This is a genomic window from Escherichia sp. GZ89 (assembly GCF_019366485.1).
Classification (GTDB): domain Bacteria; phylum Pseudomonadota; class Gammaproteobacteria; order Enterobacterales; family Enterobacteriaceae; genus Escherichia; species Escherichia fergusonii.
This window is the reverse complement of the sequence record NZ_JAEOHX010000003.1, coordinates 173,747-198,778: the sequence shown is the minus strand read 5'-3', so window position 1 is coordinate 198,778 and position 25,032 is coordinate 173,747. Positions and strand designations below refer to the sequence as shown.

Here is a 25,032-nt window from a genome sequence, read left to right as displayed (position 1 = left end):
GATTAATTACGTGCGGCGCAGAGAGCTGGATTTTAATTCGTAAGTCCTGTCTTATTTTAATGGACTAGTTCTTTTGTATTAGATGATATAGTCAGAAAGATAGATTTATGCAAATTTCGCACTATAAAATTAATGTTAAATATATAAGATAGCGTTGTGATTTTATGAAAAATAGTAATGATTTCAATTAGTAAAACCTATTCTTTCGATGAAGATACTGATGACTTTTTAATCCAATTAAACAAGGCGTGAGAAGAATATATTTTCGGTCAGACACTTTGTTCCTGGCTACATAAGATCGCTAATTGTCCCCAAATCAGTTGTGGAATACAAAATCCGATAATTAATTCTGTGGTTGTATGCTTTGCATCATCTTATAAACATTTGTCATGACGGGCATAGCCAGAAGATAGAAAGAGATAACAGACATCAGGGGGGAGAATGAGTAGAGGCGTCAGACCAGTTTTGTTAGCCTCAGTGCAGGTTAATCTCCATTAACCAGACGAACCCTGGAATGAGCATCAAAAGAGTAGGGTTATAGATACTGTTACCACATAGAGTAATGTGTACTTCACTTTTTGTTGTATAGATAAATTTGCGCAATAGTACAACTTTAAAGTCTTTTCCTGATTTAAGGGCACAGTTTTATTAGTTCTAAACAGGAGAACATTAAGCCTTGTGACAATTGCTGGAATATTTCCCAGTGTTTATCACCTTTATTTAAGGAACTTCGTGTCACCTGTTTGACGGTAATTGTTAATGTGTTCGCCGGGTTGGCTTAATAGCAAAACCCGGCGGCAAATATTATTTTTTTGCAGAACCTGCTTCTAATATCGAAACAATAGAGAACAGGGTGAAACATACCGCACCTAAGCCGACCAGTACTCGCGAAGGAATAAAATAAGCCATATCGACTTGCGCCACTTCAGCAAGGAATGCAGCCAGGAACAGGCAAAACAGACAGGTAAATACCGGAATCATGGGTATTCTATTGGCTAAAGCGCATGTGCGTCGCCATACCAGCGCCAATAACCATACTTTGGAGAAAATACTGTAGCAGATCATTCCCAGACAAATAAGAATAATACCGGGAGCCAGTCTGGCACTTTCATCAGAACTGACTAAAACGTAGATCCCCTGAATAACCGTCAGTGTGCCAAGTAAAATAACCCAATAGCACCACAACCAATGCTCTTTTTCCGAGAAGGTATTCCGCGTTTGATGAACAATAGTGGCAACCAGTCCAATGAGACAGGCACAAATTGCCGTTAATCCCAATAGGACATGGCCTGCAACGTAATGTGGTGTGATATTAGCACTTCGCAGTAAAGTAACGGACCAGATAAAACCAAGGACTGTCAGAAGTAGCGGCACGGCAATCAGACAGTTGCCAATGAGTGAAGAATAAGCCTGCAACGGCGTACCATCACTCTTACTGCCCGCCGCATTTTTCGGGATCAACAGAAAATGACCGGAGGAGGCGGCTACAGTCGATACACAAGCGGCAATCATTCCAACACCAAAAATAACATGCCCGGCAACAAATTCATCGGCCATGACATTATCACTTGCCAGCAGTGACCATCCCCAAATCATAGTTGCAACAGATCCAGCGTAACCGATAACAGGAAAAAGGGTATTGTAGAGCTTATTCACACCATGCGTTAGCTGCGAAATAATAATAAATGCAGTAGTGAATAATGCCAGACATATTGCAGAAAGTGAAATAAGAACATGCCCCGCCACAAAATATTCACTTTGCCCGGAACCTGATAATACAAAGTCACCCAACGCAATACATATTATACCCATAACTAAAGGAATTAACTTGAATAGCCATCCGATGTATATGTTCATTTTAAACTCCATGTTTACCTTCTGCTAATATCAGAAAGCGTATCAGTAGTATTTTTAGTCAGTTAAATATAACAATGAGATACCACTAAATGTAAAAAGTAACTTTACTATAGCTTGATTTATTGCCCTGAGTGTCAAGTCCTGGAGGAGAATTAATGCTGATAAATAAATATTTATCCTAAGATGAATTCTGAATGTCTCTCATTAATTGTTACTTTATATGATCTATGATGAAGATTAAATTATTTAAGTCGCTGTCTTTTTTCATCTAATTCATCCTTTAAGTAGCAGCATCTTAACGACATATCCGATATGTGTTTGGTTTCAAAAGGGATAATAACGCCATGTGATAGTCATATTCTTTTGTGTAAAAAAAACAGACACCATTATCTGATAACAGGTGAAGGCATTTTTAGGCGGCAAAGGGCGTAAAAATGCAGAACATCGCCATGTATCACAAGCTGATGGCAATCAAATAGACAACATGAATATAACTGTTAGTATTTAATTGATTTCAATTATGAGTATGCGTGTTTCATTTACGGCCAGGAATGCTGATGATGACAACATTACTACCCGTTTTCACTAAGCCTTCCCCGTTGGCGCTCAATGCTCTGTGCGCTGGTCGTATTTGCCGTTTCCTTCTTATCCCGGATGGATGAATCCGCTGAACGTCGTTCGGTGGCAGTTGTAACACGCGTCGTTTGCTTACAGGGATTATGGCGGGTCGATTATGGATAAGAGTAAGCGCCATCTGGCGTGGTGGGTTGTAGTGTTACTGGCGATGGTTGCTGTCGTGGCGTGGTGGCTGTTGCGCCCGGCAGGTGTGCCGGAAGGCTTTGCCGTCAGCAATGGGCGTATTGAAGCGACGGAAGTGGATATCGCCAGCAAAATTGCCGGGCGTATCGATACCATTCTGGTGAAAGAAGGCCAGTTTGTTCGTGAAGGTGAAGTATTGGCGAAGATGGATACTCGCGTGTTGCAGGAACAGCGACTGGAAGCTATCGCGCAAATCAAAGAGGCACAAAGTGCCGTTGCCGCCGCGCAGGCTTTGCTGGAGCAACGGCAAAGTGAAACTCGTGCCGCGCAGTCACTGGTTAATCAACGCCAGGCCGAACTGGACTCTGTGGCCAAACGTCATACGCGCTCTCGCTCACTGGCCCATCGAGGGGCTATTTCTGCGCAACAGCTGGACGACGACCGTGCCGCCGCCGAAAGCGCCCGTGCTGCGCTGGAATCGGCAAAAGCCCAGGTTTCGGCTTCTAAAGCGGCTATAGAAGCGGCACGTACCAATATCATTCAGGCGCAAACGCGCGTCGAAGCCGCGCAAGCCACTGAACGGCGCATTGCCGCAGATATCGATGACAGCGAACTGAAAGCCCCGCGTGACGGACGCGTGCAGTATCGGGTTGCCGAGCCAGGGGAAGTGCTGGCGGCAGGCGGTCGGGTGCTAAATATGGTCGATCTCAGCGATGTCTATATGACCTTCTTCCTGCCAACCGAACAGGCGGGCACGCTGAAACTGGGCGGCGAAGCCCGACTGATCCTCGATGCCGCGCCAGATCTGCGTATTCCTGCGTCCATCAGCTTTGTCGCCAGCGTCGCCCAGTTCACGCCAAAAACCGTCGAAACCAGCGATGAGCGGCTGAAACTGATGTTCCGCGTCAAAGCGCGTATCCCACCGGAATTACTCCAGCAACATCTGGAATATGTCAAAACCGGTTTGCCGGGCGTGGCGTGGGTGCGGGTGAACGAAGAACTTCCGTGGCCTGACGACCTTGCGGTGAGGTTGCCGCAATGACGCATCTGGAACTGGTTCCCGTCCCGCCTGTCGCGCAACTGGCGGGCGTGAGCCAGCATTATGGAAAAACTGTTGCGCTGAACAATATCACTCTCGACATTCCGGCCCGCTGCATGGTTGGGCTGATTGGCCCGGACGGCGTCGGGAAGTCGAGTTTGTTGTCACTGATTTCCGGTGCCCGCGTCATTGAGCAGGGCAACGTGATCGTGCTGGGCGGCGATATGCGCGACCCGAGGCATCGCCGTGACGTCTGCCCGCGCATTGCCTGGATGCCGCAGGGACTGGGCAAAAACCTCTACCACACCTTGTCGGTGTATGAAAACGTCGATTTTTTCGCCCGCCTGTTCGGTCACGACAAAGCAGAGCGGGAAGTACGAATTAATGAACTGCTGACCAGCACCGGTTTAGCACCGTTTCGCGATCGTTCGGCAGGGAAACTCTCCGGCGGGATGAAGCAAAAACTGGGGCTGTGCTGTGCGTTAATCCACGACCCGGAACTGTTGATTCTTGATGAGCCTACGACGGGGGTTGACCCGCTCTCCCGCGCCCAGTTCTGGGATCTGATCGATAGCATTCGCCAGCGGCAGAGCAATATGAGCGTGCTGGTTGCCACCGCCTATATGGAAGAGGCGGAACGCTTCGACTGGCTGGTAGCGATGAATGCCGGAGAAGTGCTGGCGACTGGCAGCGCCGAAGAACTGCGGCAGCAAACGCAAAGCGCCACGCTGGAAGAAGCATTTATAAATCTGTTACCGCAAGCGCAACGCCAGGCGCATCAGGCGGTAGTGATCCCACCGTATCAATCTGAAAAAGCAGACATTGCCATCGAAGCACGCGATCTGACCATGCGTTTTGGTTCCTTCGTTGCCGTTGATCACGTCAATTTCCGCATTCCACGCGGGGAGATTTTTGGCTTCCTCGGTTCGAACGGCTGCGGTAAATCCACCACCATGAAAATGCTTACTGGACTGCTGCCTGCCAGCGAAGGTGAGGCGTGGCTGTTCGGGCAACCGGTTGATCCAAAAGATATCGATACCCGCCGTCGGGTGGGCTATATGTCGCAGGCGTTTTCGCTCTATAACGAGCTCACCGTGCGGCAAAACCTGGAGTTACATGCCCGTTTGTTTCACATCCCGGAAGCGGAAATTCTCGCGCGAGTGGCTGAAATGAGCGAGCGTTTTAAGCTCAACGACGTTGAGGATGTTCTGCCGGAGTCATTGCCGCTCGGCATTCGCCAGCGGCTTTCGCTGGCGGTGGCGGTGATTCATCGCCCGGAAATGTTAATCCTCGATGAGCCTACTTCTGGCGTCGATCCAGTGGCGAGGGATATGTTCTGGCAGTTAATGGTGGATCTTTCGCGCCAGGACAAAGTGACCATTTTCATCTCCACCCACTTTATGAACGAAGCGGAACGCTGCGACCGCATCTCACTGATGCACGCCGGAAAAGTGCTCGCCAGCGGTACACCGCAGGAACTGGTTGAGAAACGCGGAGCCGCCAGCCTGGAAGAGGCTTTTATCGCCTATTTGCAGGAAGCGGCAGGGCAGAGCAACGAAGCCGAAGCGCCGCCTGTGGTACATGACACCACCCACGTCCCGCGTCAGGGATTTAGCCTGCGACGTCTGTTTAGCTACAGCCGTCGCGAAGCACTGGAACTGCGCCGCGATCCGGTACGTTCGACGCTGGCGCTGATGGGAACGGTGATCCTGATGCTGATAATGGGTTACGGCATCAGTATGGATGTGGAAAATCTGCGCTTTGCGGTGCTCGACCGCGACCAGACCGTCAGTAGCCAGGCGTGGACGCTCAATCTCTCCGGTTCCCGTTACTTTATCGAGCAGCCGCCGCTCACCAGTTATGACGAGCTTGATCGCCGGATGCGTGCGGGCGATATCACCGTGGCTATTGAAATCCCACCCAATTTCGGGCGCGATATCGCGCGTGGTACGCCCGTGGAACTCGGTGTCTGGATCGACGGTGCGATGCCGAGTCGCGCCGAAACGGTAAAAGGTTACGTGCAGGCCATGCACCAGAGCTGGCTACAGGATGTGGCGAGTCGGCAATCCACGCCCGCGAGCCAAAGCGGGCTGATGAATATTGAGACACGCTATCGCTATAACCCGGACGTAAAAAGCCTGCCAGCGATTGTTCCGGCGGTGATCCCGCTTCTGCTGATGATGATTCCGTCGATGTTAAGCGCCCTTAGCGTAGTGCGGGAAAAAGAGTTGGGGTCGATTATCAACCTTTACGTTACCCCCACAACCCGCAGCGAATTTTTACTTGGCAAACAGCTACCGTACATCGGGCTGGGAATGCTGAACTTTTTCCTGCTCTGCGCCCTGTCGGTGTTTGTGTTTGGCGTGCCGCATAAAGGCAGTTTCCTGACGCTCACCCTGGCGGCGCTGCTGTATATCATCATTGCCACCGGAATGGGGCTGCTGATCTCTACTTTTATGAAAAGCCAGATTGCCGCCATTTTTGGCACTGCGATCATCACGTTGATTCCGGCGACGCAGTTTTCCGGGATGATCGATCCGGTAGCTTCGCTGGAAGGTCCAGGACGTTGGATCGGCGAGGTTTACCCGACCAGTCATTTTCTGACTATCGCCCGCGGAACGTTCTCGAAAGCGCTGGATCTGACTGATTTGTGGCAACTTTTTATCCCGTTGCTGATAGCCATACCGCTGGTGATGGGCTTAAGCATCCTGCTGCTGAAAAAACAGGAGGGATGATGCGCCATTTACGCAATATTTTTAATCTGGGTATCAAAGAGTTGTGCAGTCTGCTCGGTGATAAAGCGATGCTGACGCTGATTGTCTTCTCGTTTACGGTGTCGGTGTATTCGTCAGCGACCGTTACGCCAGGATCGTTGAACCTCGCGCCGATCGCCATTGCTGATATGGATCAATCGCAGTTATCGAACCGGATCGTTAACAGCTTCTACCGCCCGTGGTTTTTGCCCCCGGAGATGATCACCGCCGATGAGATGGATGCCGGGCTGGACGCCGGGCGCTATACCTTCGCGATAAATATTCCGCCTAATTTTCAGCGTGATGTCCTCGCAGGACGCCAGCCGGATATTCAGGTGAACGTCGATGCCACGCGCATGAGCCAGGCATTCACTGGCAACGGTTATATCCAGAATATTATCAACGGTGAAGTGAACAGCTTTGTCGCGCGTTACCGTGATAACAGCGAACCGTTGGTATCGCTGGAAACCCGCATGCGCTTTAATCCGAACCTCGATCCCGCATGGTTTGGCGGGGTGATGGCGATCATCAACAACATTACCATGCTGGCGATTGTGTTGACCGGATCGGCGCTGATCCGCGAGCGTGAACACGGCACGGTGGAACACTTACTGGTGATGCCGATAACGCCGTTTGAGATCATGATGGCAAAGGTCTGGTCTATGGGGCTGGTGGTGCTGGTGGTATCGGGATTATCGCTGGTGCTGATGGTAAAAGGCGTGCTGGGCGTACCGATAGAAGGCTCTATCCCGCTGTTTATGCTTGGCGTGGCGCTCAGTCTGTTTGCCACCACGTCAATCGGCATTTTTATGGGGACGATAGCGCGTTCGATGCCACAGCTTGGGCTGTTGGTGATTCTGGTGCTGCTGCCGCTGCAAATGCTTTCCGGTGGCTCCACGCCGCGCGAAAGTATGCCGCAGATGGTGCAGGACATTATGCTGACCATGCCGACGACACACTTTGTCAGCCTCGCGCAGGCCATCCTCTACCGGGGTGCCGGATTCGAAATCGTCTGGCCGCAGTTCCTGACGTTGATGGCAATTGGCGGCGCGTTTTTCACCATCGCACTGCTGCGATTCAGGAAGACGATTGGGACAATGGCGTGATTACGGAGTCAATCTTCCTTCGGTAAGCACTGCAAATGCCCGTGCCGCACGCCGCGTTGGGAAATAACGTCATCGGCAAAATGTTGTACGTCGCCCATGTCACCTTTCAGCACGGCGATTTCCAGGCAATCGTCGTGATTGATATGTACATGCAGCGTGGCAACAGAGAGATCGTGGTGATGGTGCTGGGTCGAGACGATACGGCTGGCTAAATCACGCTTCTCATGCTCATACACATAAGAGAGAACCGCAAAGCCCTCAGTACCGTGCTGTTGAGTGCTTTCTTGCGCCAGGGCGCCGCGCAAAATATCGCGGATGGCTTCCGAGCGGTTGTTGTAACCACGGCGCTGACTCAGGTTATCCAGCGTTTCCAGTAAATCGTCATCGAGAGTAATGGTGACACGTTGCATCTGAGTTACACCTTATTGTTCAGGTCAGTCAGAGAGGAATTACAGTGATTCTACCTGCTGTAGAACGTTATGAGTAAGAGCAAATGGTGTGGGCGTGCAGACTGCAAGGATCAATGAACCAAACTGACAATGGCTGACTGAGAGCGCCGATTGTTGTGTACTGTCGATGCTGACAATTTGCCAGGCGCTGCCGCCACGCTGTTTAACGATGGCTTCTTTTCGCGTCCAGATCCGCCAGAACGCCATGAGTTGGTAATCGGGATGTTCTGCTTCCAGTTCCTCATGTTCGCCCTGGCTGAACACCGCATTCGCCAGCGAACGCCATTGTGCACGCGGACGGATGACTTCGATATCGCAACCGACTTCGCCTTCATCGCTTAACAACAACACGATATCGTCGCCGCTATGACTGAGGTTAAACCAGAGTGCAGTCTCCGGGGAAAAGGCGGGTTTGCCCTGTTCGCCATAGACAATTTCTGGCAGTGGCGAAAGCGCATGGGAAAGCAGTGCACGGCCAGCAAGCCAGCGTGCACGGCGGGCACCCTGCGGTGCCTGCTCGATAAGCGCGGATGGTAGTGCCGCTGCGCTTAAGGTCGATACTTTTCCCAGAACGATTCGATACATATCAGGGCCAACGTTTTATGATGATGGAGGTATTAATGCCACCAAAGGCAAAGTTGTTACTCTGCAAAAACTCACAATCAATCTTGCGGGCTTCACCCATGATGTAATCCAGCGCACCGCAGTTCGCATCTGGCTGGCTCAAATTTAGCGTAGGCGCAAACCAGCCTTCACGCATCATTTGTAAGCTCATCCAGGCTTCGAGTGCTCCGCAGGCACCAAGGGTATGCCCAAAATAACTTTTAAGCGAGGAGATCGGTACGTTATCGCCATAAATTGCTACCGTCGCCTGGCTTTCTGCTACATCACCACGATCAGTCGCCGTACCATGCGCCGAAATATAGCCGATATCACTTGCACTTAACCCGGCGATTTTTAACGATTTTTCCATACAATATTGCATGGTCTCACGCTGAGGCTGGGTAATATGTGCCGCGTCGCAGTTGGTGGCAAAGCCAACGATTTCACCGTAAATGGTCGCGCCGCGCGCTTTGGCGTGCTCCAGTTCTTCGAGAATGAGCGTGCCTGCGCCTTCGCCAATCACCAGCCCGTCGCGGTTTTCATCGAACGGCGACGGCGTGGTTTTCGGCGCGTCATTGTGCTGGCTGGTGGCGAAAAGCGTATCAAACACCGCCGCTTCTGAAGGGCATAACTCTTCGGCGCCACCAGCAACCATTACAGTTTGATAACCGTGACGAATGGCTTCCCACGCGTAGCCGATCGCCTGGCTGCCGGAGGTACAGGCGCTGGAGGTTGGGATCACCCGTCCGCGCAGGCCAAAAAATAGCCCGGTATTAACGGCGGTGGTGTGCGGCATCATCTGCACATAGGTGGTGCCAGTGATGTTGTTCGTGTGCTTTTCCGTCAGCATGGTGGCGAACTCGCTCACCGGACCGGTACTGCCGGTCGATGAACCGTACGCAATGCCCGTTTCACCACTGGTTAATATCGGATCGCCAATCAACCCTGCCTGCTCTAACGCCAGCTCACTGGCTCTGGTCGACATTTGTGACACGCGGCCCATCGCACGGATACGCTTACGGGTGTAGTGCTCCGGTAGCGTAAAATCATCAATCGGCGCGCCAAGCAGGGTATGCAGACCATCATAGACCTGCCACTCCGGCATTTTGCGCACCGCATTTTCATACGCCAGTAAGCGTGCAGAAACGTCCTGCCAGTTTTCACCAAAGGCAGTCACGCCGCCCATTCCTGTAATCACTACGCGACGTGTCATAACATCCCTCCGTTGATGGAAATAACCTGGCGGGTGACGTAACCCGCAATATCAGACATTAAATAACTGGCAAGCCCGGCAACTTCTTCCGCCTGGCCCATGCGTTTCATGGGGATCATCGACATTGCCTCTTTCAGAGCGCTCTCTTCCATTTCGATCATCCCGGTATCAATAAGCCCCGGCGCGATGCAATTGACGGTGATTTTGCGCTTCGCGAGTTCGATAGCCAGTGCTTTTGTTGCGCCGATAATTCCGGCTTTGGCAGCACTGTAGTTCACCTGGCCGCGATTGCCCATTACGCCGGAAACCGAGGACAGCGTGATGATGCGTCCACCCTGACGTGCGCCGATCATCGGCATAATGCACGGCTGAATGACGTTGTAGAAACTGTCGAGGTTGGTGTGGATCACCGCATCCCAGTCGTCATCGCTTAAAGCCGGAAAAGCGGCATCGCGAGCGATCCCGGCGTTACTAACCACGCCGTACCAGGCACCGTGTTGCGCGATCTCGTGCTCCAGCACTTCCCGACACTGTTCGCGGTTTGCGACGTCGAAACTGAGCAAACGCCCGTTACCACCGTTGGCGACAATGGCATTCAGCGTTTCTTGAGCGCCTGCGGCGTCACGGTGATAGTGAACGCCAATGTTAAAGCCGTCTGCCGCCAGTTGGCAGGCGATGGCGCGACCAATGCCTTTGCTGGCACCGGTAACCAGAACTAAACGACTCATCAGGACGCTCCTTGTTGAAACAGGGTGGTAAGTTCTTCCGCAGTCGGCTGGAAGGTGTTAATGCGGCCCGTTGCCTCGCCGTCGTTGATGCTGCACTCAAAACTGCCGAAGCGTTCATCTTGCATCAGCAGTTTGACGGTAATGGTCAGCGTCTGGCCTGCGGGCAGAATGCCAGCGGCGCAAAGCAATTCACGCGCGCCCAGTACCATCCCTAACTCAATACTGTTTTTGCCCTGCTGGTGGCGATGCCAGCCAGACCAGACGCCGACGGTTTGCGCCATCAGTTCAAGGGCAAACCAGCCAGGGAGATTGCCGTCCGGGTCGAGAAACGGTGCCAGTACACCACTGGGCGAAACCGTCACGCGGCACACGGCGCTGTCATCGCTGACGCTCACCACTTCTTCCAGCAGCAACATGGGCGCATCGTGGGGCAGATAAGCGCCGGGTGATAAATAGTGGCTCACGAAACCCTCCCGAGCAGAATGCTGGCGTTATTGCCGCCAAAGGCGAAGGAATTGGACAGGATCACCGGACGTGCCAGCGGCTGTGGTTTTTCGATAATGCCGCACGGTGGCAGCGTGGGATCGCGTGGCGACAGGCTGAAGTCCTGAGCGGGCAGCGGTAAATCACGCTGTAAGATCAACATACTGATTGCCGCCTCGGTAATGCCCGCCGCGCCCAGCGTGTGTCCGGTCAAATGTTTGGTGGAGCTGCACGGTACGCGTTCGCCAAACAGGGCGTTAACCACTATTGATTCAATCTGATCGTTGAGTTGTGTGGCGGTGCCGTGCAGGTTGATATAGCCGACGTCATCTGGCGTAAGCTGCGCATCGGTCAGCGCCTGGTTAATAGCGCGGATTGCCCCTTCGCCCTGCGGATGCGGGGCCGAAATATGGTAAGCGTCGCTCGATTCACCAACGCCCAGCAACGCGATGGGCTGCGGTTCACGGGTCAGCAGCATTAGCCCCGCGCCTTCGCCAATGGTGATGCCCGCACGGTCACGGCCGAACGGCTGACATAAGGTTGGCGACAGCGATTCGAGACTGTGAAAACCGTTAATCGGCATCCGGCTCAGGGTGTCTGCGCCACCCACAATGGCAGCATCGACCAGCCCCGCTTCGATAAGCCTGCGCCCGCTGATCATCGCTCTGGCGCTGGAAGAGCAGGCGGTTGAAAGGGTATATGCCGGGCCGTCGAGCGCCAGCCAGTGGCTGAGAAAACGCGACGGATCGCCGAGTTCTTGTTGTGCATAGTGCCATGTGGTGCTTGGCTGCCCGTGGGTGCGCAGGTTAACGTGCGTGTCGCCTTCATGCAGGCCGGAGGTGCTGGTGCCAAGCACAATCGCGATGCGCTCGCGGCCATATTTCGCGATAGCATCATCAACCTGCGGCTGGATCTGCGCCAGCGCCGCCAGCAGGACCTGATTGTTGCGCGAGCGGTGCGCAGCGAATTTTTCCGGGATAAGCGGAAGCTCGCCATCCACGCCAGCCAGGACCGTCTGCGGATGCCCCTGCAACCAGCCTGCGCGTGGGCGCATGCCGGGAGCGGAACCACGAGTCAGGTTGGCTGCGATCTCATCAAGGTTATTTCCCAGGGCGTTGATCATGCCGACGGCGGAAATATAAATCATATCAGTCACCTAAGTATTGAATGGTGATGTGGTATTTAAAGACATGCTGCTCAATGCTGATTGGCACGCGTTTTCCTTTGCGATTCAAATAAGTGATTTCCGTGACCAGTTTGCCACTGGCGTTACGCAGTTCGCGTTTGTCACCGTTGTCGCGAAGCGTCCATCCAGCGGGGAGTTGCGGCTGCCAGGCGCTAATCGGCCAGTGGCTGAGCATTACGTCAGCCAGCACCTGACTTGCGGGCGGCAGTTGCGGGACGACGATGGATTGCTCGGCGCGTAGCCCTTGCGCATCGTAGGTCACCAGAAACAGACGAATGCCGACTGATGACAGTCCGGCAAGGGTGATTTTCTGGTCGTCGGCATTAAGCATCACCAACAGCGACTGGGTTTTGCCGTTGAAGCTGCCAGTCAACAGTTGTTGGGAATTGACGGCGGGCGATATCCCCGGTGCAGGCAGCGTGATGCGTGTGCCAGGTTGCAGCCACGCCTGCGGGCGTCCTTCCTGTTCCGGTTGCGAGTGGCTACAGCCGGTGAGGATAAGCGTAGCGGTCAGGGCGAATGCCCGCCAAAAGGTGGGTTTGATCATTTTTTTGTTCTCTTTTTATCGGGCATAGCCAGCGGCGAAAGCAGGAAGGCGGTGAAAATACCGCTCACCAGCACAATGCCAAAACTGCTGATGGCCTGAGTGGCGCTGAATACCAGCATTCCCAGCGTCAGCAAGGTGGTGAGCATTGCCAGCGTGATCGCCAGTAGGGAAGTTAACGGTGTACCGCGTGGATTACTGAAAAACAGCGTGTAGTTGATGCCGATGCCAAGCACCAGCACCAGCGCCAGCAGCGAAAAGAGATTCACCGCCTGCCCGCTCATCGCCAGCACTGCCAGACCGCAGCCCAGCGAAAGCACCGAAGGCACCAGGCTGATAAGCCCTTTGCGCCAGCCGAGGCGGGCCACTGCGCCGCAGGCAATCACTGCCAGCGCCACCAGCAACAAACCGGTTAAGACGTAGCGGTAAAGTGCGAACAATTCATCAAAAGTGTTTTTGCGATCAACCCAGGCAATGCCCTGGTAATAGCTGGCTGTTTCCTGCAACAACGCGCTACTTTTAACCCCTTCAACCGGTACCAGTACGCCGCTTGCGCCGTTTTCCAGCGTCAGCCACAGCAGACGCCAGCCTTCACTGGCGGGGCTTGCCAGCCATTCATCGACCTTCACTGGCATGGCGTTGAGATCTGGTTTCACCGCCGTCAGCCCGGCATTTTGCAGCGCTTTTGTTACCGTCGGGGCAGACGTTTTCAGCAGATGTAAATCTTCCTCCTGCCGCGCCAGGGAGTTCAGCGGAATAGTGCGGTAGTTGCTGATAAGACCGTCTTTTTTCGCTTTCTCCAGCGAGGTGGTAAATTTCTCCAGCCGCCGCAATGTTTGCTGTGGCGAATCGCCGTAAACCACAAACCATTTTTGATCGACGTTTTGTCCGGTCAGGGCGGTAATGGCTTTTTCCTGCGCCAGAATATGCTGCGGCAGCGCCTGTAACTGCGAGATATCGTCATCGACGCGCAGCATTGACATCCCCGCCAGCGAAAACAGCGCCAGCGCGACGGGAAGACCCCGCGACAGTTTTTTATTACGCCGCCACGCCGCCAGCCAGCGCAGCATCAGCGCCATCGCCGGAACCGGGCGCACCGGCAGGCCACGGCACAGCCACGGATGCCAGAACAGAACGGTCAGACAGGAGGCGCTCAACCCGACGGCGGCAAAAATCGCCATCTGGCGAATGCCGGGGAAGGGGGCGAGCATCATAATCAGATATGCCGCTACGGTGGTGAGCAGCGCCAGTAGCAAGGCATTGCGCACTTTCATCAGGCTTTGCCACGGCGAAACGTCATTGCCGTGCACCATCCGTTCAGTGAGGTAATAGAGCGTGTAGTCAGCGGAAATGCCGATAACGCTCATGCTCATCACCAGCGTCATCAGGTGTAATTCACCGAAAATCAACAAGGTGGCGACCGTTCCCGCCAGCGCGCCAATGCCGATGGAAATCACGCAAAGCAGCAACGGGCGTAAAGAGCGGAACACCGCCACAATCAGTAATATCACCCCCAGCAGCGTCGCCACGCCCAGGGTTGAGATATCCTGCTTCGCCTGTTGACTGGCGTAATCGCTGTAAAACACCGTGCCGCGCGAGAGCAACTGCGCCTGCGGGTAACGCGTTTTCAGATCCTTTTCCAGCGTATTCAGGGTGGTGATGAGCTGGTGGGTTTGCTGCATATCAAACGACGATCCCGCCAGTTCGCCGTGCAGCAGATACCAGCAGTTGCCCTGGGGATCCTGTGTCACCAGCCAGCCGTCCATCAGCCGCAAACGCTGGCCATTTTTCGCCATCGCCAGCTGCGAGCCGCGCATTAACATCAGCGGATCATTTTGCAGCTCCTTACCGCTTACCCCGGAGAACGCAGAATAAAGCTGGGAGAGGATCCACTGCGCCTGCGCTTCGCCGCCGTTTTGCAGGCGCGTGCGGGTGTCGGGGTCAATCAGGCCGTTACGATGCTGCCAGAAAAACGCTCCCCACGCTTGCTGGCTGGCGGCATCCATTGGCCCTTTAACGTCGCCGAGCGCAGCGGATTTTTGCAGCAGCGTCAGCCATTCCTGAGCCACACTGGGATTAGCCTCTTTACCGGGGCTGACCAGCCACACCAGTTGGCGGTCCAGACGCTGCATAAAGCCGTCATTCAGCGCCGGAGGAATATCGCCCATCGCCTGTTTGGGTAACATAGCCAGCACGCTACTGTTCAGTCGTGATTGCGGCAGCAGGATCAGCAACGCCGCCGCCATGACCAGGCAGATGATCCCCCATAACAGCGCCGGGCGTTTACTGGGCGGCAAAACGTTGGCGTTCGTCATCGGTCAGTTGCGCTGGCGTCAGTTGATGTTGGGTAAGAGCGATATCGGTGCGATCGCCCTGTTTATCATTAAGCTGAATGCTCTCCAGATAGGTTTGCCCGGTGAGATCGATGGTGTTGAAAATTTTATCCAGTGGCGTGGTGGTCGGTGTCAGGCGCAGCGTCCAGCGGCCTTCGCCTTTGTCAGCAAATTCGACGCGGAAGTTTTGTTCCAGCACTTTGCGATCGGCCTGGAACAGCGCGCGCAGCAGGTGGTTAAACTGGAACATCTGCGGGTTATTTTCTGCCGTGATGATTTGCGGCGGCTGGCCGTTGATCACCTGCACCATGCGTTTATCGTCCAGTAATAGCTGCATGGGGAACGGTGAGGTTTGATCCCACAACAGCCCCTGGTCGCGGGCGATCAACATCTGCCCCTGCGATCGCAGCGGTTGCGGCAGATCTTTAATCGTCCGGGTTTGATCAAAATGGGCGCGGATCACCGGCTGTTCGGTAAAGCGTTGCTGAAGATCGTCCAGGGTCAGGGCGCTCACAAACGGGCTAATCAGCAGCGCCAGCAGCGGTAAAAATTTCATGGTTTGACTCCCATGCGTTCAAACAGAATATCGGGGCTGACAAAGCACAGTTCGCGGCTTTGCTCGTCGACCGCGACCTGAATGGTGTATCCGGTGGTGGCGCGTTTGCCCGTTTCGGCATCGAAAATCTGATAGCCAATTCGCAGGCGGTTTTCGAACTCTTCGATATGCGCACGCACGCGGATGCGTTGCTCAAAGGTGAGGGCGTGGCGATATTTCACCCGCGCATCGACCACTGGCCACAAATAACCCGACTCTTTCATCTGCCGATAGCCGTAATTGAACTGGTTGAGCAGCGCCTCGCGGGCCACTTCAAAGTAGCGAAAATAGTTACCGTGCCAGGCCACGCCCATCATATCGACGTCGTGAAATGGAATGATCAGCTCGACTTCAGCGGTAAATCGGGGATCGTTAAGCACCCTTTACTCCTTGTCCTGGACTTCCGGCAGTTGCCAGAAATCGAAAAAATTAAACCAGTCGAGGGGCGACTGGAGCGCGTGATGTTCCAGACGCGCGGCGTAATGATCGATAGCGTTTTGCAGCGCCTGCTGGCGTTCGCCACGCGGCAACAGCAGCGGGTCGGCAAAGGTTTCGCAGTGAATATGCAGCTTGCCGTGCTGGCGTAGGGCGAAAATCAGATTCACCGGGCAGCGCAAAATAGAGGCGAGAATAAACGGCCCTTGTGGGAAGGGCGCAGGCTGGCCCATAAACGGACTCCAGCAGACACGCCAGTCGCCGCCGCGTTGCGGGTTGACGGCGATGCGGTCACCAACAATCGCCACCCATTCGCCGTTATCCAGCTTCTCTTTTAGCAGGATGGCGGTGTCTGGGCCGATATCCGTCACCGGCATCAGGTTAATGCCTGCCTGAGGAGCCATCTCCTGCATTATCTGTTTAAAGCGTTGGGCGTTTTCGCTAAACACCAGCGCGTTAATGGTTTTGTAGCCCTGAATTTTTGCCAGCGCCCGGCACACTTCCACATCGCCAAGATGCGAGGCCAGCAGCAATTTGCCTTGCGGATCGCTGACGTTAAGTGCCGCTTCTGCGCCTGGTGCAAACAGCACATCACGCCCGAGTTGTAGCTCGCCGCGCCAGCTGGCGATTTTGTCGAGCATGGCGTTGCCGAAACGTAGAAAGTGCTGATAGCTGTTGAGTTTTGCTGCCTGTGGTTGATGCTGGCGCACACGGGCGAGCCAGTCTTGCGACGCTTTGCGCGCACGAGCAGCGGTGAGCCAGTAGACGCCCACCACCGGGTAAAGCAGCGCGCTAAACGCTGTTTTTCCCAGCAGACGCCAGACCAGCAGCATCAGGCGCATTCCCCATAATCCTTTCACTTCGCTCTGCCGCGCCCAGTGGCTGGAAGAGTGGCGCATCAGCAGTGAAGGAATACGCGGCAACATGCCGAAAAACAGACGTGTGTGCATCAGCGAGATGCGGACGTTATCTTTCAGGGCATCAAAATGCGAAAGCCCGTCCAGCGGATAGGTGACGCGGGTCGGCACGAAATAGCTGGTGTTTCCCTGCCAGTAGAGGCGCACCATCACTTCGGTGTCGAAATCCATCCGCTTGCCGATGGTGGCGTGTTTTGCCAGTTGCAGCGTTGGCACGACTGGATAAACGCGAAAGCCGCACATGCTGTCTTTCAGTTGCAGGGAGAGCGTTTCGATCCACACCCAGACGTGGGTGACCCAGCGCCCGTACAGCCGTGAGCGGGGGATGGAGTCATCGTAAATTGGCTGGCCGGAGATCAGTGCCGCAGGGTGTTGTTCAGCGAGTGCCAGCAGTTTGGGGATATCTTCAATCGCGTGCTGACCGTCAGCATCCACCTGTACCGCATGGCTGAACCCCGCGTCTGCCGCTGCCTGTAAGCCGCGCATTACCGCCGCGCCTTTGCCTGCGTTTTCTGCCAGGCGAATTAATGTCACGCCAGGCTGTTCGGCAACCAGATTATCCAGTTGCTGTTGCGTGGCGGCATCGCTGCCGTCATCCACCACAATACAGGGCAGATTAAATGGCTTAAGACGCGCCAGCACGCCCGGCATCATTGCGCCGTGGTTGTAGCAGGGGATCAACACGCAGGGAGAAAAGTTTACCGACATAGGCGGATCTTCCCGCTACTGGCGGTGTGGCGGGCGTCACCGTCGTGACGCTGATAACTAAAGCTCAGAATCTGGCGTTCTTCCTGCCAGCTAAGCGTGAGTGTGACGCGGTTATCCGGCAGCAATGGAGCCTGGAATTTGATGTTCTGAATGGAGTGAAAACGCCAACCGGGCGCGAGCAGGGCAAGCGCGTAACTCATCGCCCAGTCGATTTGTGCCACGCCGGGGAGTAATGGTTGTACGGCAAAATGACCGCGAAACCAGAACAGATCTGCCCTGAGATGCAAAACAATCTCAAGGTGATTCGCTTGTGCCTGATGGCGCTCGATTTCATGGGGCTTCATGAAATAACTCCTGTAATTGCGCATAGACACGCTTGTTCATACTGTTTACTGGCATTTCATCAATAACGCGCCAGTAACGCGGAATAGCAACTGGCTCCAGCGTCGGGCGCAGTAATCGCCGCCAGGCCATTTCCTGGCTGTGCCCGCCGCCGTTTTGCCATTGCAGGCGAGCTTCGTCATTCAGCACCAGCAAAACGCCAATACTCTGACGCCCGCCGCGCGTAACGGGAACTGCCGCCGCCTCGTGAATACCGTCCAGCGCCAGCAGACGTTGTTCTACTTCCTGGAGTGAAATACGTTTTTCTTCAATCTTAACGATGCGTCCGCGACGCCCCATCAGATGGAACTGGCCGTCTTCGCTAAACTGCAAGATATCGTCGAGTAACAGGCCGCTATCTTCCTCCATCAGAGGTGAAAAGAGACGAAAGGCATCATCTTCGGCCTGGAACTGCATACCTGGAAAGGGCCGCCAGCGGCGTTGCTCTTGTTCGCGGTAACGCCAGGCGATGACGCCGGTTTCCGTGCTGCCGTAGATTTCATCAGGCCAGACGCGCAGCCAGCTCGCGGTGTGTTGTACGTCCTGCCACGGTAGCTCACCGCCAGCAGAGAGAAGCACCTGAACGGGCGGCGGAGAAAGCTGGGTATCCAGCCGTTTCAAAAATGCCGGGCTGCTGATGAAGATATAGCGATGCTGGTGACTCAATGCGACAAACTGTTCGACATACCAGAGCATGGCGGCGTGCAGCGGTAATCCCAGCGCCATTGGCAGGAAAACGCGAAAAGTGAGGCCGTACAAATGCTGCGGCAATACGGAACCGACGACACGACTTCCGGCAAGACGTGCACCTAATCGTTCAGCCAGCAGTTCTGCTTCACGGTCCAACAAACGAACAGGTTTAATCACCCGCTTCGGCTGCCCTGTGGAACCAGAGGTAAACAGCTCGATATAAGCGTCTGGCGCTATAGCGGCAAAGGTGAATGATTGTGTAGCGACTTGTGGGGAGCTTGCTACCAACAGCAATGAACCTTGCCAGTTAAGTTCGCTGTCGCTAAGCACACCATCAAAAAGTTCACGTTGCTCATTAAGCTGGATAACGCGGTTATGCCCCGGAAGCACCGGTGTTTTTCCGGCGTGTAGCGTGGCGAGCAGGGCAACGATAAATAGATAGCTGTTCTCAAAGCACAGCGCCCAGCGTTCACCTGGCTGTTGCTGCAAGCGGCAGATAAGTTGCGCGACATCGTGACGCAAATCGCCCAGCGTCCAGGTGCTTTCGTCCAGCCACGCAATGGGCGTGTCATCAGGGCGTGGCGCAGTCAGCCAGCGTGCAAGCGGTAAGGTCTGCTTCATGAGCGATCTCTTTTCATCACCTGACGGCGCACCAGCCATTCACCAGCCATTAACGTTCCCATTAACAAATAAGCAATCATGCCGTTCCAGGCTGTCCATAACGACATATCGCCATGCAGCGCGGTAAAGAGGGCAATTCCGCCGTTGATGATGAAAAAGCCGCACCAGATTTGCGTGACGTGGCGGGTATAGCGCACGCCCTTTTCCGGGAGATCTGGCTCCTGCAAACGTGCCAGCCGCTCAACAATTGGCATTGCCGACCACAGCGAACCGCCAAAAACCGCCAGCATGACCGCGTTAACCACTGCCGGGTAAAACAGCAGTAGCTGGTGCGTTTTCAGCAGAAAGCTGGCGGCACACAAGGCGATGCCTACGACAGCGACGATTTGCGTGACGGCTTGTAGTGGCCCGGTCTGGCGGCGGGTCTGGCGCAAGCGCAACAAAAGCAGCAGCGCCATCAGCGGCAACAACCAGTGCAGGCCGTTATGCGCTAAGCCAAACCAAATCACAAACGGCCAGGCGAGCAGCAATAATCCAGTCAGCAGCTTAATCATCGGCAGCGAGCGAATGCCCGACATCAGATCAGGCTTCTTGTAGCAGGCGTTCTACAGCCTCGACGACATCCTGGACTGTACGCACTGCTTTAAACTCTTCCGGCTTGATTTTCTTACCGGTTTTCTTTTGCAGGTGCACAATCATGTCAACGGCGTCGATGCTGTCCAGCTCCAAATCTTCGTACAGGCGCGCTTCAGGTTTGATGTCCTGCGGATCGATTTCAAACAGCTTAACCAGCAGAGCTGAGACTTCCTTATAGACGGTTTGTTGTTCTGTCATGATGGCTTTCCTCAGGCACGTTGCGCAGCAATGAAAGAGGCCAGAGTGGCGACGGAGAAAAAGTGCTGACGCATCTCTTCACTTTCCGCAGAAAGTACAACGCCATACTCATTTTTTACTGCCAGCCCCAGTTCCAGGGCATCGATAGAATCCAACCCTAAACCATCACCAAACAACGGCGCTTCGGTTTCGATATCCTCTGGTGAAAGCTCATCCAGATTGAGAGTAGAGATAATGAGGTTTTTGATTTCAAGATAAAGCGCTTGCATCATTTTTTCCTGAGAGAGGTAATGTACCTGGTTGTAATTGCAGCAAAAGATGCCGGTTAAGCTGCCTTGCTGCCAGCGCCGGTTCTTGTGAGTTTGCGTCGTAAAAACGGTTAATTTGTATCCGTTCACCCACTTCGACGGTAAAGAGTGGTTTAGCAGGTGGAACGTCATACCATTTACTTTGTTTATCAAGTAGATGCTCGCTACAACGAATCGTTACGATGCGTAAATCACTGGCACAACGGACCGCAATATTGGCTGCACCACGTTGTAGCGTCATTTTTTCTCCGGGACGAGTTCGGGTTCCTTCGGGGAAAATCAGAATAGTGTCACCCTGTGCCAGTCGCTGTTGGCAGCGGGGTAAGAGGGTTTCAGCTTCGCTGTTGATTAAATAATCTGCCGCCCGCACAACGCCGCCAAGAAAAGGATTTTTTAACAGCGCGCTTTTCACCAGGCAGTCAGTTTCTGGCATGACTGACGCCAGCAGTACGTAATCGATAAGCGTGGGATGATTAGCTACGACGAGGCAACCGCGTTCCTGACGTAAAATTTCAGCGCCATCAATACGATAATCCAGCACGCCAAGCCCTTTCGCGACAGTTAAAAACAGGCGAAAACTGGCGGCAATGCTGCGACGCGCCAAACGACGGCGGCGGGAAGTGTTCCACACCAAAACTAACAGTACGTTAAACCACACCACAGAGAGTAGTAGTCCGCCGAGGCCAAACAGGGCAAAACACAACCCGGTCATAACCAGTCGCCATGTCCATTCCAGGCGTGACATCAGCTTACTCATCTACGGCTCCAGCGCCACTGTACGCGCTCTCCAGGAAGTGAAAAAGCATCTGAATTTTGTAAATAGTGCTGTAAAAACAACATGCTTTGCGGCAGTGTTGTTTCATTGCCCGCAATGGCTGGCTGTGTTTCACATTGCCACTCATCGCCAGCTTCAATCACCAGCGCAACAGCATATGGCCAGGTCGGCATTTCTGCTGGGAGCTGCGGATGATAGAACTCAGGTAGAAAGCCATCAAAATCGACCATCAACACACGCTGGTATCCCGCTTGTAGCAGGCTAAGCACTTCACTCAAACCTTGCTGGAAACTATCGCGACCAGCCGAAAGCGATGACGAAACGATCGGCTGTTTGGCCGCAATGGTCAGGTTACCCACGGAAGAGTTGTGTACGGAGAGCGCGAAGTCCGTCGGAGAAAGCGCCTGTTCGGTTGCCAGTGCATGAACAATGCGGTAATTGCGCTCCAGCTCGCCATGACGACTGGTATACAAAACGGCGTCTATTTGATGGCGGCGTAGCATTGCCAGACCGCATTCAACAGCCAGTTTGCTCCCGGAGCTGAGGCGGCGGGCGGTCATCATTGGCAGTTCACTTAATTTTGCCAACGGTGCTGTCGGGTCAATTGCCTGAGGCTGACGTGACCACTCCTGCCATTGCAGCGTTTCACTAAGTCCAGGCGCTCTTGCCTGCCAGTCGAGAATGTTTAATGCAAATTTCATCAACGCGCGCCCGCGGTAAACCGTAAATTCAGTAAGGAGTAATTATTTCTTTTGGCAGATCAATAAAGTATGCCCAACGCCTAAATTATCGTGGCGTTCTTCTACCTGGAAACCTGCTTTATTCAGATAGTCATAAAATTTTTCAGCACTGTAAAACCGGCTATTGCCATTCGCCATGCAGGTGAAGTAGAGCGAAGAGGCATTCAGACTAAATGAAGCGGCTTCAAAACGTTGTGCATCCCAGAATAATTCCATAATGCAAAGTTTTGCGCCGGGTTTCATCACATTTGCCACTTTGGTCAGAATGGCGACAATTTGCTCTGGCGAAAAACAATCCAGGAATTGACTCATCCACCAGACATCAGCCCCATTTGGCAATGGTGCGTCGCTTAGCATATCCACCGCGTGGAAATCTATGCGATGAGAAAAACCTGCATTCTCAATATTTTCTTTCGCGAGTGCAATTTGTTGTGGCAAATCTAATAGGGTAACGTTGATATTTGCGTTGTAATGGCAGCAACGTAAGGCCCATTTACCCGTATTTCCGCCCACATCGTACAGGGTTGCAGGGTTGTTGGCGAATACATAAGGCAATGCGGCGTCAAATGCGCCATCAGAGTAGTAATGATCAAAAGCGAACCAGCTTTCACGTGCGGCATCCGGTAATTGTGAAAGTGCCGGATATATCGTTGGCCAGTCACCAAATACTTTTAAGCCAGAGGGTTTCCCTTCTTTCAAAGATTCAGCCAAAAAGAACAGCCCCTGATAACAGACGTCCTGAGTAAAATCCATATTTACCCGGGTCATGGTGTCATGCAAAAGGAAATGACCGATCTTTGCCAGATAATATATTCCCTCTTTACAGGTAATTATTCGCCCGCTTAATCCCATATCTAACAAAACGCTGGCGGCATATTCATTGATTTGACTATTTTCAGTGATATCTGCCAGGGAGGCACCACATTTACCTTGTTTATCAAGATAAGTCAGCACACCTGCGTTACGCAGACACAATGCAGTTTGAAAAAGCATAGGGGCAAAGGCAATGCGTTGAGCTTCGGTAATCGCATCCAGTGCGCTAAGTGAATCCTGTTGATACATGTTCGGCACTACCTGTTAAGAGGGGAATTAAATGATTATCGGACCGAAACGGCCCGACTTTAGAAAAAATTACAGCCCTGCGCCCGCAGATAAATTCAACTGAATTTCTTTATCGAGGTTGCGTACCCAACGATTATAATTTTTATGAATTTGACCGCCGGAAGCCTGGAGATTCTGGCTATTTTCATAATTGATATCGTAACTGGATGCGGTGTAATTAATACGAATTTCTGCAGTGTGAGCGCGGCTTTGTTGACGTGCTTTAATTACGCCAGGTCCAGCTTCGGACATTATCCATTGACGTTCTACACCTGCTTTAAGAATGGCTTTTTTCACTTGATCCTGAGTGTGACCAGCGCTGACAGTAGAGTGGACCTGGTCAATTGGTGCAGTACGAGCACAACCGGCTAAAGCACCCACAACAGCAATTGCGGCAAACCATTTCATGTAGTGTTTCATCAAAAACTCCCTGATAAGGTATTGTTTATTCGAATGAATTAAATGCTGACAGAAATTATTGCCCCGGTGAGACAACGCATTTTTATTTAAAGCAAATTTCTATTTCTGTAATCAATAAATCAAAGAAAGAAAATGCAAAATAAGATATTCAACTAATCCAATTTGCAGCCAGCGGGTAGCAACTATATGCGAGGGTGAGTGGCATGGCAATAAAAATAGCTCTGATTAAGCATGCCTTATCGGACATTAAACGCCCTTAGATATTCGCTGGTTTTATATATTTGGTTTAGGGAATGTGTTATTGCAATTCATTTGGCGAATGATTTTTATCGCGCTTAACTCAAATTGCCACCGTATTCATCACGGTGGCAATCGATAATTCTGTAAATCGTATTAACCTGGTAATCGGCTTTTTGGTCTACCTGGTCCCAGTAAAATCGCCAGTTTACTGCCTCCCTTAGTGGTTTCCATCCAGATTTTACAGACGCTGGTTAAGGGTACTGAAAGTAACATCCCGACCGGGCCGAGCAGCCAGCCCCAGACTAACAAAGAAAGAAACACCACCAGTGTCGACATTCCCAGACGATGGCCCATCATTCGTGGTTCTAAAATATTGCCAATAACCATATGGACGATTAAAAATAGCGCACCGACCAGAATGCATTCGTAAACACCATTAAACAGCAGCACCTGGATCATCGGCGGTACGGCGGAGATCACTGCGCCTATATTGGGCACATAGTTGAGCAAAAATGCCAGTACAGCCCACATCAGTGCGAACTGAACTCCCATCAGTGCCAGCCCCAGCCAGACGATTACGCCTGTCCATAAACTTAACAGCGTCTTCAATGCAAGATAGTGAGAAACGCCTTTTAATGCGCGATGTAATCCGGCGATGTGAATCTGTGGGTTATTCAGCGCAAAACGCATTTTGTAAGGAACGTGGCGCACTTCAAACAGCATAAAAACCACGGTCATCACCAACAGAAGTACGCTTGCCATTGCCCCGGAAAGCCCCGTCATCAGCGCTGTGGTGAAGGTTACCACTTTTTCCGAGTCCATCCGTTGTAGCATTCTTTCTGGTGAAATATGCAAATTGAGAAAAGGTAACATCTCCTGCAATTTAAAAAGCTTGCGCGTCAGCTCCTTATTAAACTTCGGCAACATCGAGATAAATTCATTAAATGATGCCGCCAGCACACCGACCAGTGCGGTAAGTGCGATCAGCATAACCACTACTACGATCGTAATGGCAACGGGGCGCTGGACTCCACGACGAATAAACCAGGTGACGAGCGGGTTGAGGACGATGGCGAAAAAGAGCGCCAGTAACAGTTGCACAATGATATCTGCCGCAGCATGAATACCTGCGAGGATTACTACCAGCGAGGCCAATTTCAGTAAGATGTGCATTCCCGTTTTATCGGGTTGAGAGGTTTCCATCGGTGATTTCC

The 25,032-nt window shown here is 52.9% G+C and carries 26 protein-coding genes; 4 read left to right on the top strand and 22 right to left on the bottom strand.

Annotated elements, in window-relative coordinates:
* Positions 1 to 804: 804 nt before the first annotated feature.
* A complete protein-coding gene (locus tag K0335_RS07385) occupies positions 805 to 1,857 on the bottom strand; it encodes a DUF2776 family protein (RefSeq protein ID WP_024256962.1) in 1,053 nt (350 codons plus the stop codon).
* 557 nt (positions 1,858 to 2,414) lie between these two features.
* Here K0335_RS07385 and yhiY point away from each other — a divergent pair.
* The 4 genes from yhiY to K0335_RS07365 all read left to right on the top strand — a co-directional run bounded on the left by yhiY (position 2,415) and on the right by K0335_RS07365 (position 7,514).
* Positions 2,415 to 2,519 (top strand): hypothetical protein, encoded by a 105-nt coding sequence (yhiY, locus tag K0335_RS07380; RefSeq protein ID WP_213054493.1) that lies wholly within the window; start codon positions 2,415 to 2,417, stop codon positions 2,517 to 2,519.
* Positions 2,520 to 2,590: 71 nt separating this feature from the next.
* The gene (locus tag K0335_RS07375; protein ID WP_104920184.1) at positions 2,591 to 3,658 is read left to right on the top strand and encodes an HlyD family secretion protein; all 1,068 of its coding nucleotides are present in this window, start codon (positions 2,591 to 2,593) and stop codon (positions 3,656 to 3,658) included.
* Positions 3,655 to 6,390 (top strand): ribosome-associated ATPase/putative transporter RbbA, encoded by a 2,736-nt coding sequence (gene rbbA / locus K0335_RS07370; protein ID WP_104920183.1) that lies wholly within the window; start codon positions 3,655 to 3,657, stop codon positions 6,388 to 6,390. The genes K0335_RS07375 and rbbA overlap by 4 nt, the downstream gene beginning before the upstream one ends.
* Positions 6,390 to 7,514 (top strand): ABC transporter permease, encoded by a 1,125-nt coding sequence (locus K0335_RS07365; protein WP_074516336.1) that lies wholly within the window; start codon positions 6,390 to 6,392, stop codon positions 7,512 to 7,514. The genes rbbA and K0335_RS07365 overlap by 1 nt, the downstream gene beginning before the upstream one ends.
* Before the next feature lie 8 nt (positions 7,515 to 7,522).
* Here the strand turns inward: K0335_RS07365 and nikR are convergent, their stop codons facing one another.
* The 21 genes from nikR to K0335_RS07260 all read right to left on the bottom strand — a co-directional run bounded on the left by nikR (position 7,523) and on the right by K0335_RS07260 (position 25,021).
* Complete coding sequence (gene nikR / locus K0335_RS07360) at positions 7,523 to 7,924, bottom strand: nickel-responsive transcriptional regulator NikR (RefSeq protein ID WP_001190054.1); 402 nt, start codon at positions 7,922 to 7,924, stop codon at positions 7,523 to 7,525.
* Positions 7,925 to 7,963: 39 nt separating this feature from the next.
* Positions 7,964 to 8,548: a 4'-phosphopantetheinyl transferase AcpT gene (acpT, locus tag K0335_RS07355; protein ID WP_000285759.1), complete on the bottom strand. Its 585-nt coding sequence runs from the start codon at positions 8,546 to 8,548 to the stop codon at positions 7,964 to 7,966.
* A 1-nt stretch (position 8,549) separates the two neighbouring features.
* Positions 8,550 to 9,779, bottom strand: coding sequence for a beta-ketoacyl-ACP synthase (locus tag K0335_RS07350; RefSeq protein ID WP_000198468.1), 1,230 nt, complete (start codon positions 9,777 to 9,779; stop codon positions 8,550 to 8,552).
* Positions 9,776 to 10,507: a 3-ketoacyl-ACP reductase FabG2 gene (locus tag K0335_RS07345; RefSeq protein ID WP_000089018.1), complete on the bottom strand. Its 732-nt coding sequence runs from the start codon at positions 10,505 to 10,507 to the stop codon at positions 9,776 to 9,778. The genes K0335_RS07350 and K0335_RS07345 overlap by 4 nt, the downstream gene beginning before the upstream one ends.
* The gene (locus K0335_RS07340; protein WP_000020250.1) at positions 10,507 to 10,971 is read right to left on the bottom strand and encodes a 3-hydroxy-fatty acyl-ACP dehydratase; all 465 of its coding nucleotides are present in this window, start codon (positions 10,969 to 10,971) and stop codon (positions 10,507 to 10,509) included. The genes K0335_RS07345 and K0335_RS07340 overlap by 1 nt, the downstream gene beginning before the upstream one ends.
* Positions 10,968 to 12,137 (bottom strand): beta-ketoacyl-[acyl-carrier-protein] synthase family protein, encoded by a 1,170-nt coding sequence (locus K0335_RS07335; protein WP_024256547.1) that lies wholly within the window; start codon positions 12,135 to 12,137, stop codon positions 10,968 to 10,970. Before K0335_RS07335 ends, K0335_RS07340 begins: the two co-directional genes overlap by 4 nt.
* Position 12,138: 1 nt before the next feature.
* A complete protein-coding gene (locus K0335_RS07330; RefSeq protein ID WP_000595148.1) occupies positions 12,139 to 12,723 on the bottom strand; it encodes a DUF3261 domain-containing protein in 585 nt (194 codons plus the stop codon).
* Entirely contained in the window at positions 12,720 to 15,035 is a 2,316-nt protein-coding gene (locus K0335_RS07325) for an MMPL family transporter (RefSeq protein WP_219393777.1), read from the bottom strand. Before K0335_RS07325 ends, K0335_RS07330 begins: the two co-directional genes overlap by 4 nt.
* Complete coding sequence (locus tag K0335_RS07320) at positions 15,004 to 15,609, bottom strand: outer membrane lipoprotein carrier protein LolA (protein ID WP_046077086.1); 606 nt, start codon at positions 15,607 to 15,609, stop codon at positions 15,004 to 15,006. The genes K0335_RS07325 and K0335_RS07320 overlap by 32 nt, the downstream gene beginning before the upstream one ends.
* The gene (locus tag K0335_RS07315; protein WP_000930889.1) at positions 15,606 to 16,028 is read right to left on the bottom strand and encodes a thioesterase family protein; all 423 of its coding nucleotides are present in this window, start codon (positions 16,026 to 16,028) and stop codon (positions 15,606 to 15,608) included. The genes K0335_RS07320 and K0335_RS07315 overlap by 4 nt, the downstream gene beginning before the upstream one ends.
* A 3-nt stretch (positions 16,029 to 16,031) precedes the next feature.
* Positions 16,032 to 17,708 carry a glycosyltransferase gene (locus K0335_RS07310; RefSeq protein WP_104920181.1) on the bottom strand — a complete coding sequence of 559 codons (1,677 nt, stop codon included), beginning with the start codon at positions 17,706 to 17,708 and terminating at the stop codon, positions 16,032 to 16,034.
* On the bottom strand, positions 17,699 to 18,052 hold the full coding sequence (locus K0335_RS07305; protein WP_002431781.1) for a beta-hydroxyacyl-ACP dehydratase: 354 nt from the start codon (positions 18,050 to 18,052) through the stop codon (positions 17,699 to 17,701). The genes K0335_RS07310 and K0335_RS07305 overlap by 10 nt, the downstream gene beginning before the upstream one ends.
* Positions 18,039 to 19,400 carry an acyl-CoA synthetase gene (locus K0335_RS07300; protein WP_160193740.1) on the bottom strand — a complete coding sequence of 454 codons (1,362 nt, stop codon included), beginning with the start codon at positions 19,398 to 19,400 and terminating at the stop codon, positions 18,039 to 18,041. The genes K0335_RS07305 and K0335_RS07300 overlap by 14 nt, the downstream gene beginning before the upstream one ends.
* Positions 19,397 to 19,978: a hypothetical protein gene (locus tag K0335_RS07295; protein ID WP_046077082.1), complete on the bottom strand. Its 582-nt coding sequence runs from the start codon at positions 19,976 to 19,978 to the stop codon at positions 19,397 to 19,399. The genes K0335_RS07300 and K0335_RS07295 overlap by 4 nt, the downstream gene beginning before the upstream one ends.
* Before the next feature lie 4 nt (positions 19,979 to 19,982).
* A complete protein-coding gene (locus K0335_RS07290; protein WP_046083371.1) occupies positions 19,983 to 20,234 on the bottom strand; it encodes an acyl carrier protein in 252 nt (83 codons plus the stop codon).
* Positions 20,235 to 20,245: 11 nt separating this feature from the next.
* The gene (locus K0335_RS07285) at positions 20,246 to 20,503 is read right to left on the bottom strand and encodes a phosphopantetheine-binding protein (protein ID WP_001148683.1); all 258 of its coding nucleotides are present in this window, start codon (positions 20,501 to 20,503) and stop codon (positions 20,246 to 20,248) included.
* A complete protein-coding gene (locus K0335_RS07280; protein ID WP_141095964.1) occupies positions 20,484 to 21,299 on the bottom strand; it encodes a 1-acyl-sn-glycerol-3-phosphate acyltransferase in 816 nt (271 codons plus the stop codon). Before K0335_RS07280 ends, K0335_RS07285 begins: the two co-directional genes overlap by 20 nt.
* Complete coding sequence (locus tag K0335_RS07275; protein ID WP_104920179.1) at positions 21,296 to 22,018, bottom strand: beta-ketoacyl synthase chain length factor; 723 nt, start codon at positions 22,016 to 22,018, stop codon at positions 21,296 to 21,298. Before K0335_RS07275 ends, K0335_RS07280 begins: the two co-directional genes overlap by 4 nt.
* 42 nt (positions 22,019 to 22,060) lie before the next feature.
* The gene (locus K0335_RS07270) at positions 22,061 to 23,119 is read right to left on the bottom strand and encodes a methyltransferase (protein ID WP_000284720.1); all 1,059 of its coding nucleotides are present in this window, start codon (positions 23,117 to 23,119) and stop codon (positions 22,061 to 22,063) included.
* Positions 23,120 to 23,188: 69 nt separating this feature from the next.
* Positions 23,189 to 23,566, bottom strand: a complete 378-nt coding sequence (locus tag K0335_RS07265) for a hypothetical protein (protein ID WP_024256545.1) — start codon at positions 23,564 to 23,566, stop codon at positions 23,189 to 23,191.
* Between the two features lie 405 nt (positions 23,567 to 23,971).
* Positions 23,972 to 25,021: an AI-2E family transporter gene (locus K0335_RS07260; RefSeq protein ID WP_002431778.1), complete on the bottom strand. Its 1,050-nt coding sequence runs from the start codon at positions 25,019 to 25,021 to the stop codon at positions 23,972 to 23,974.
* Positions 25,022 to 25,032: the final 11 nt, after the last annotated feature.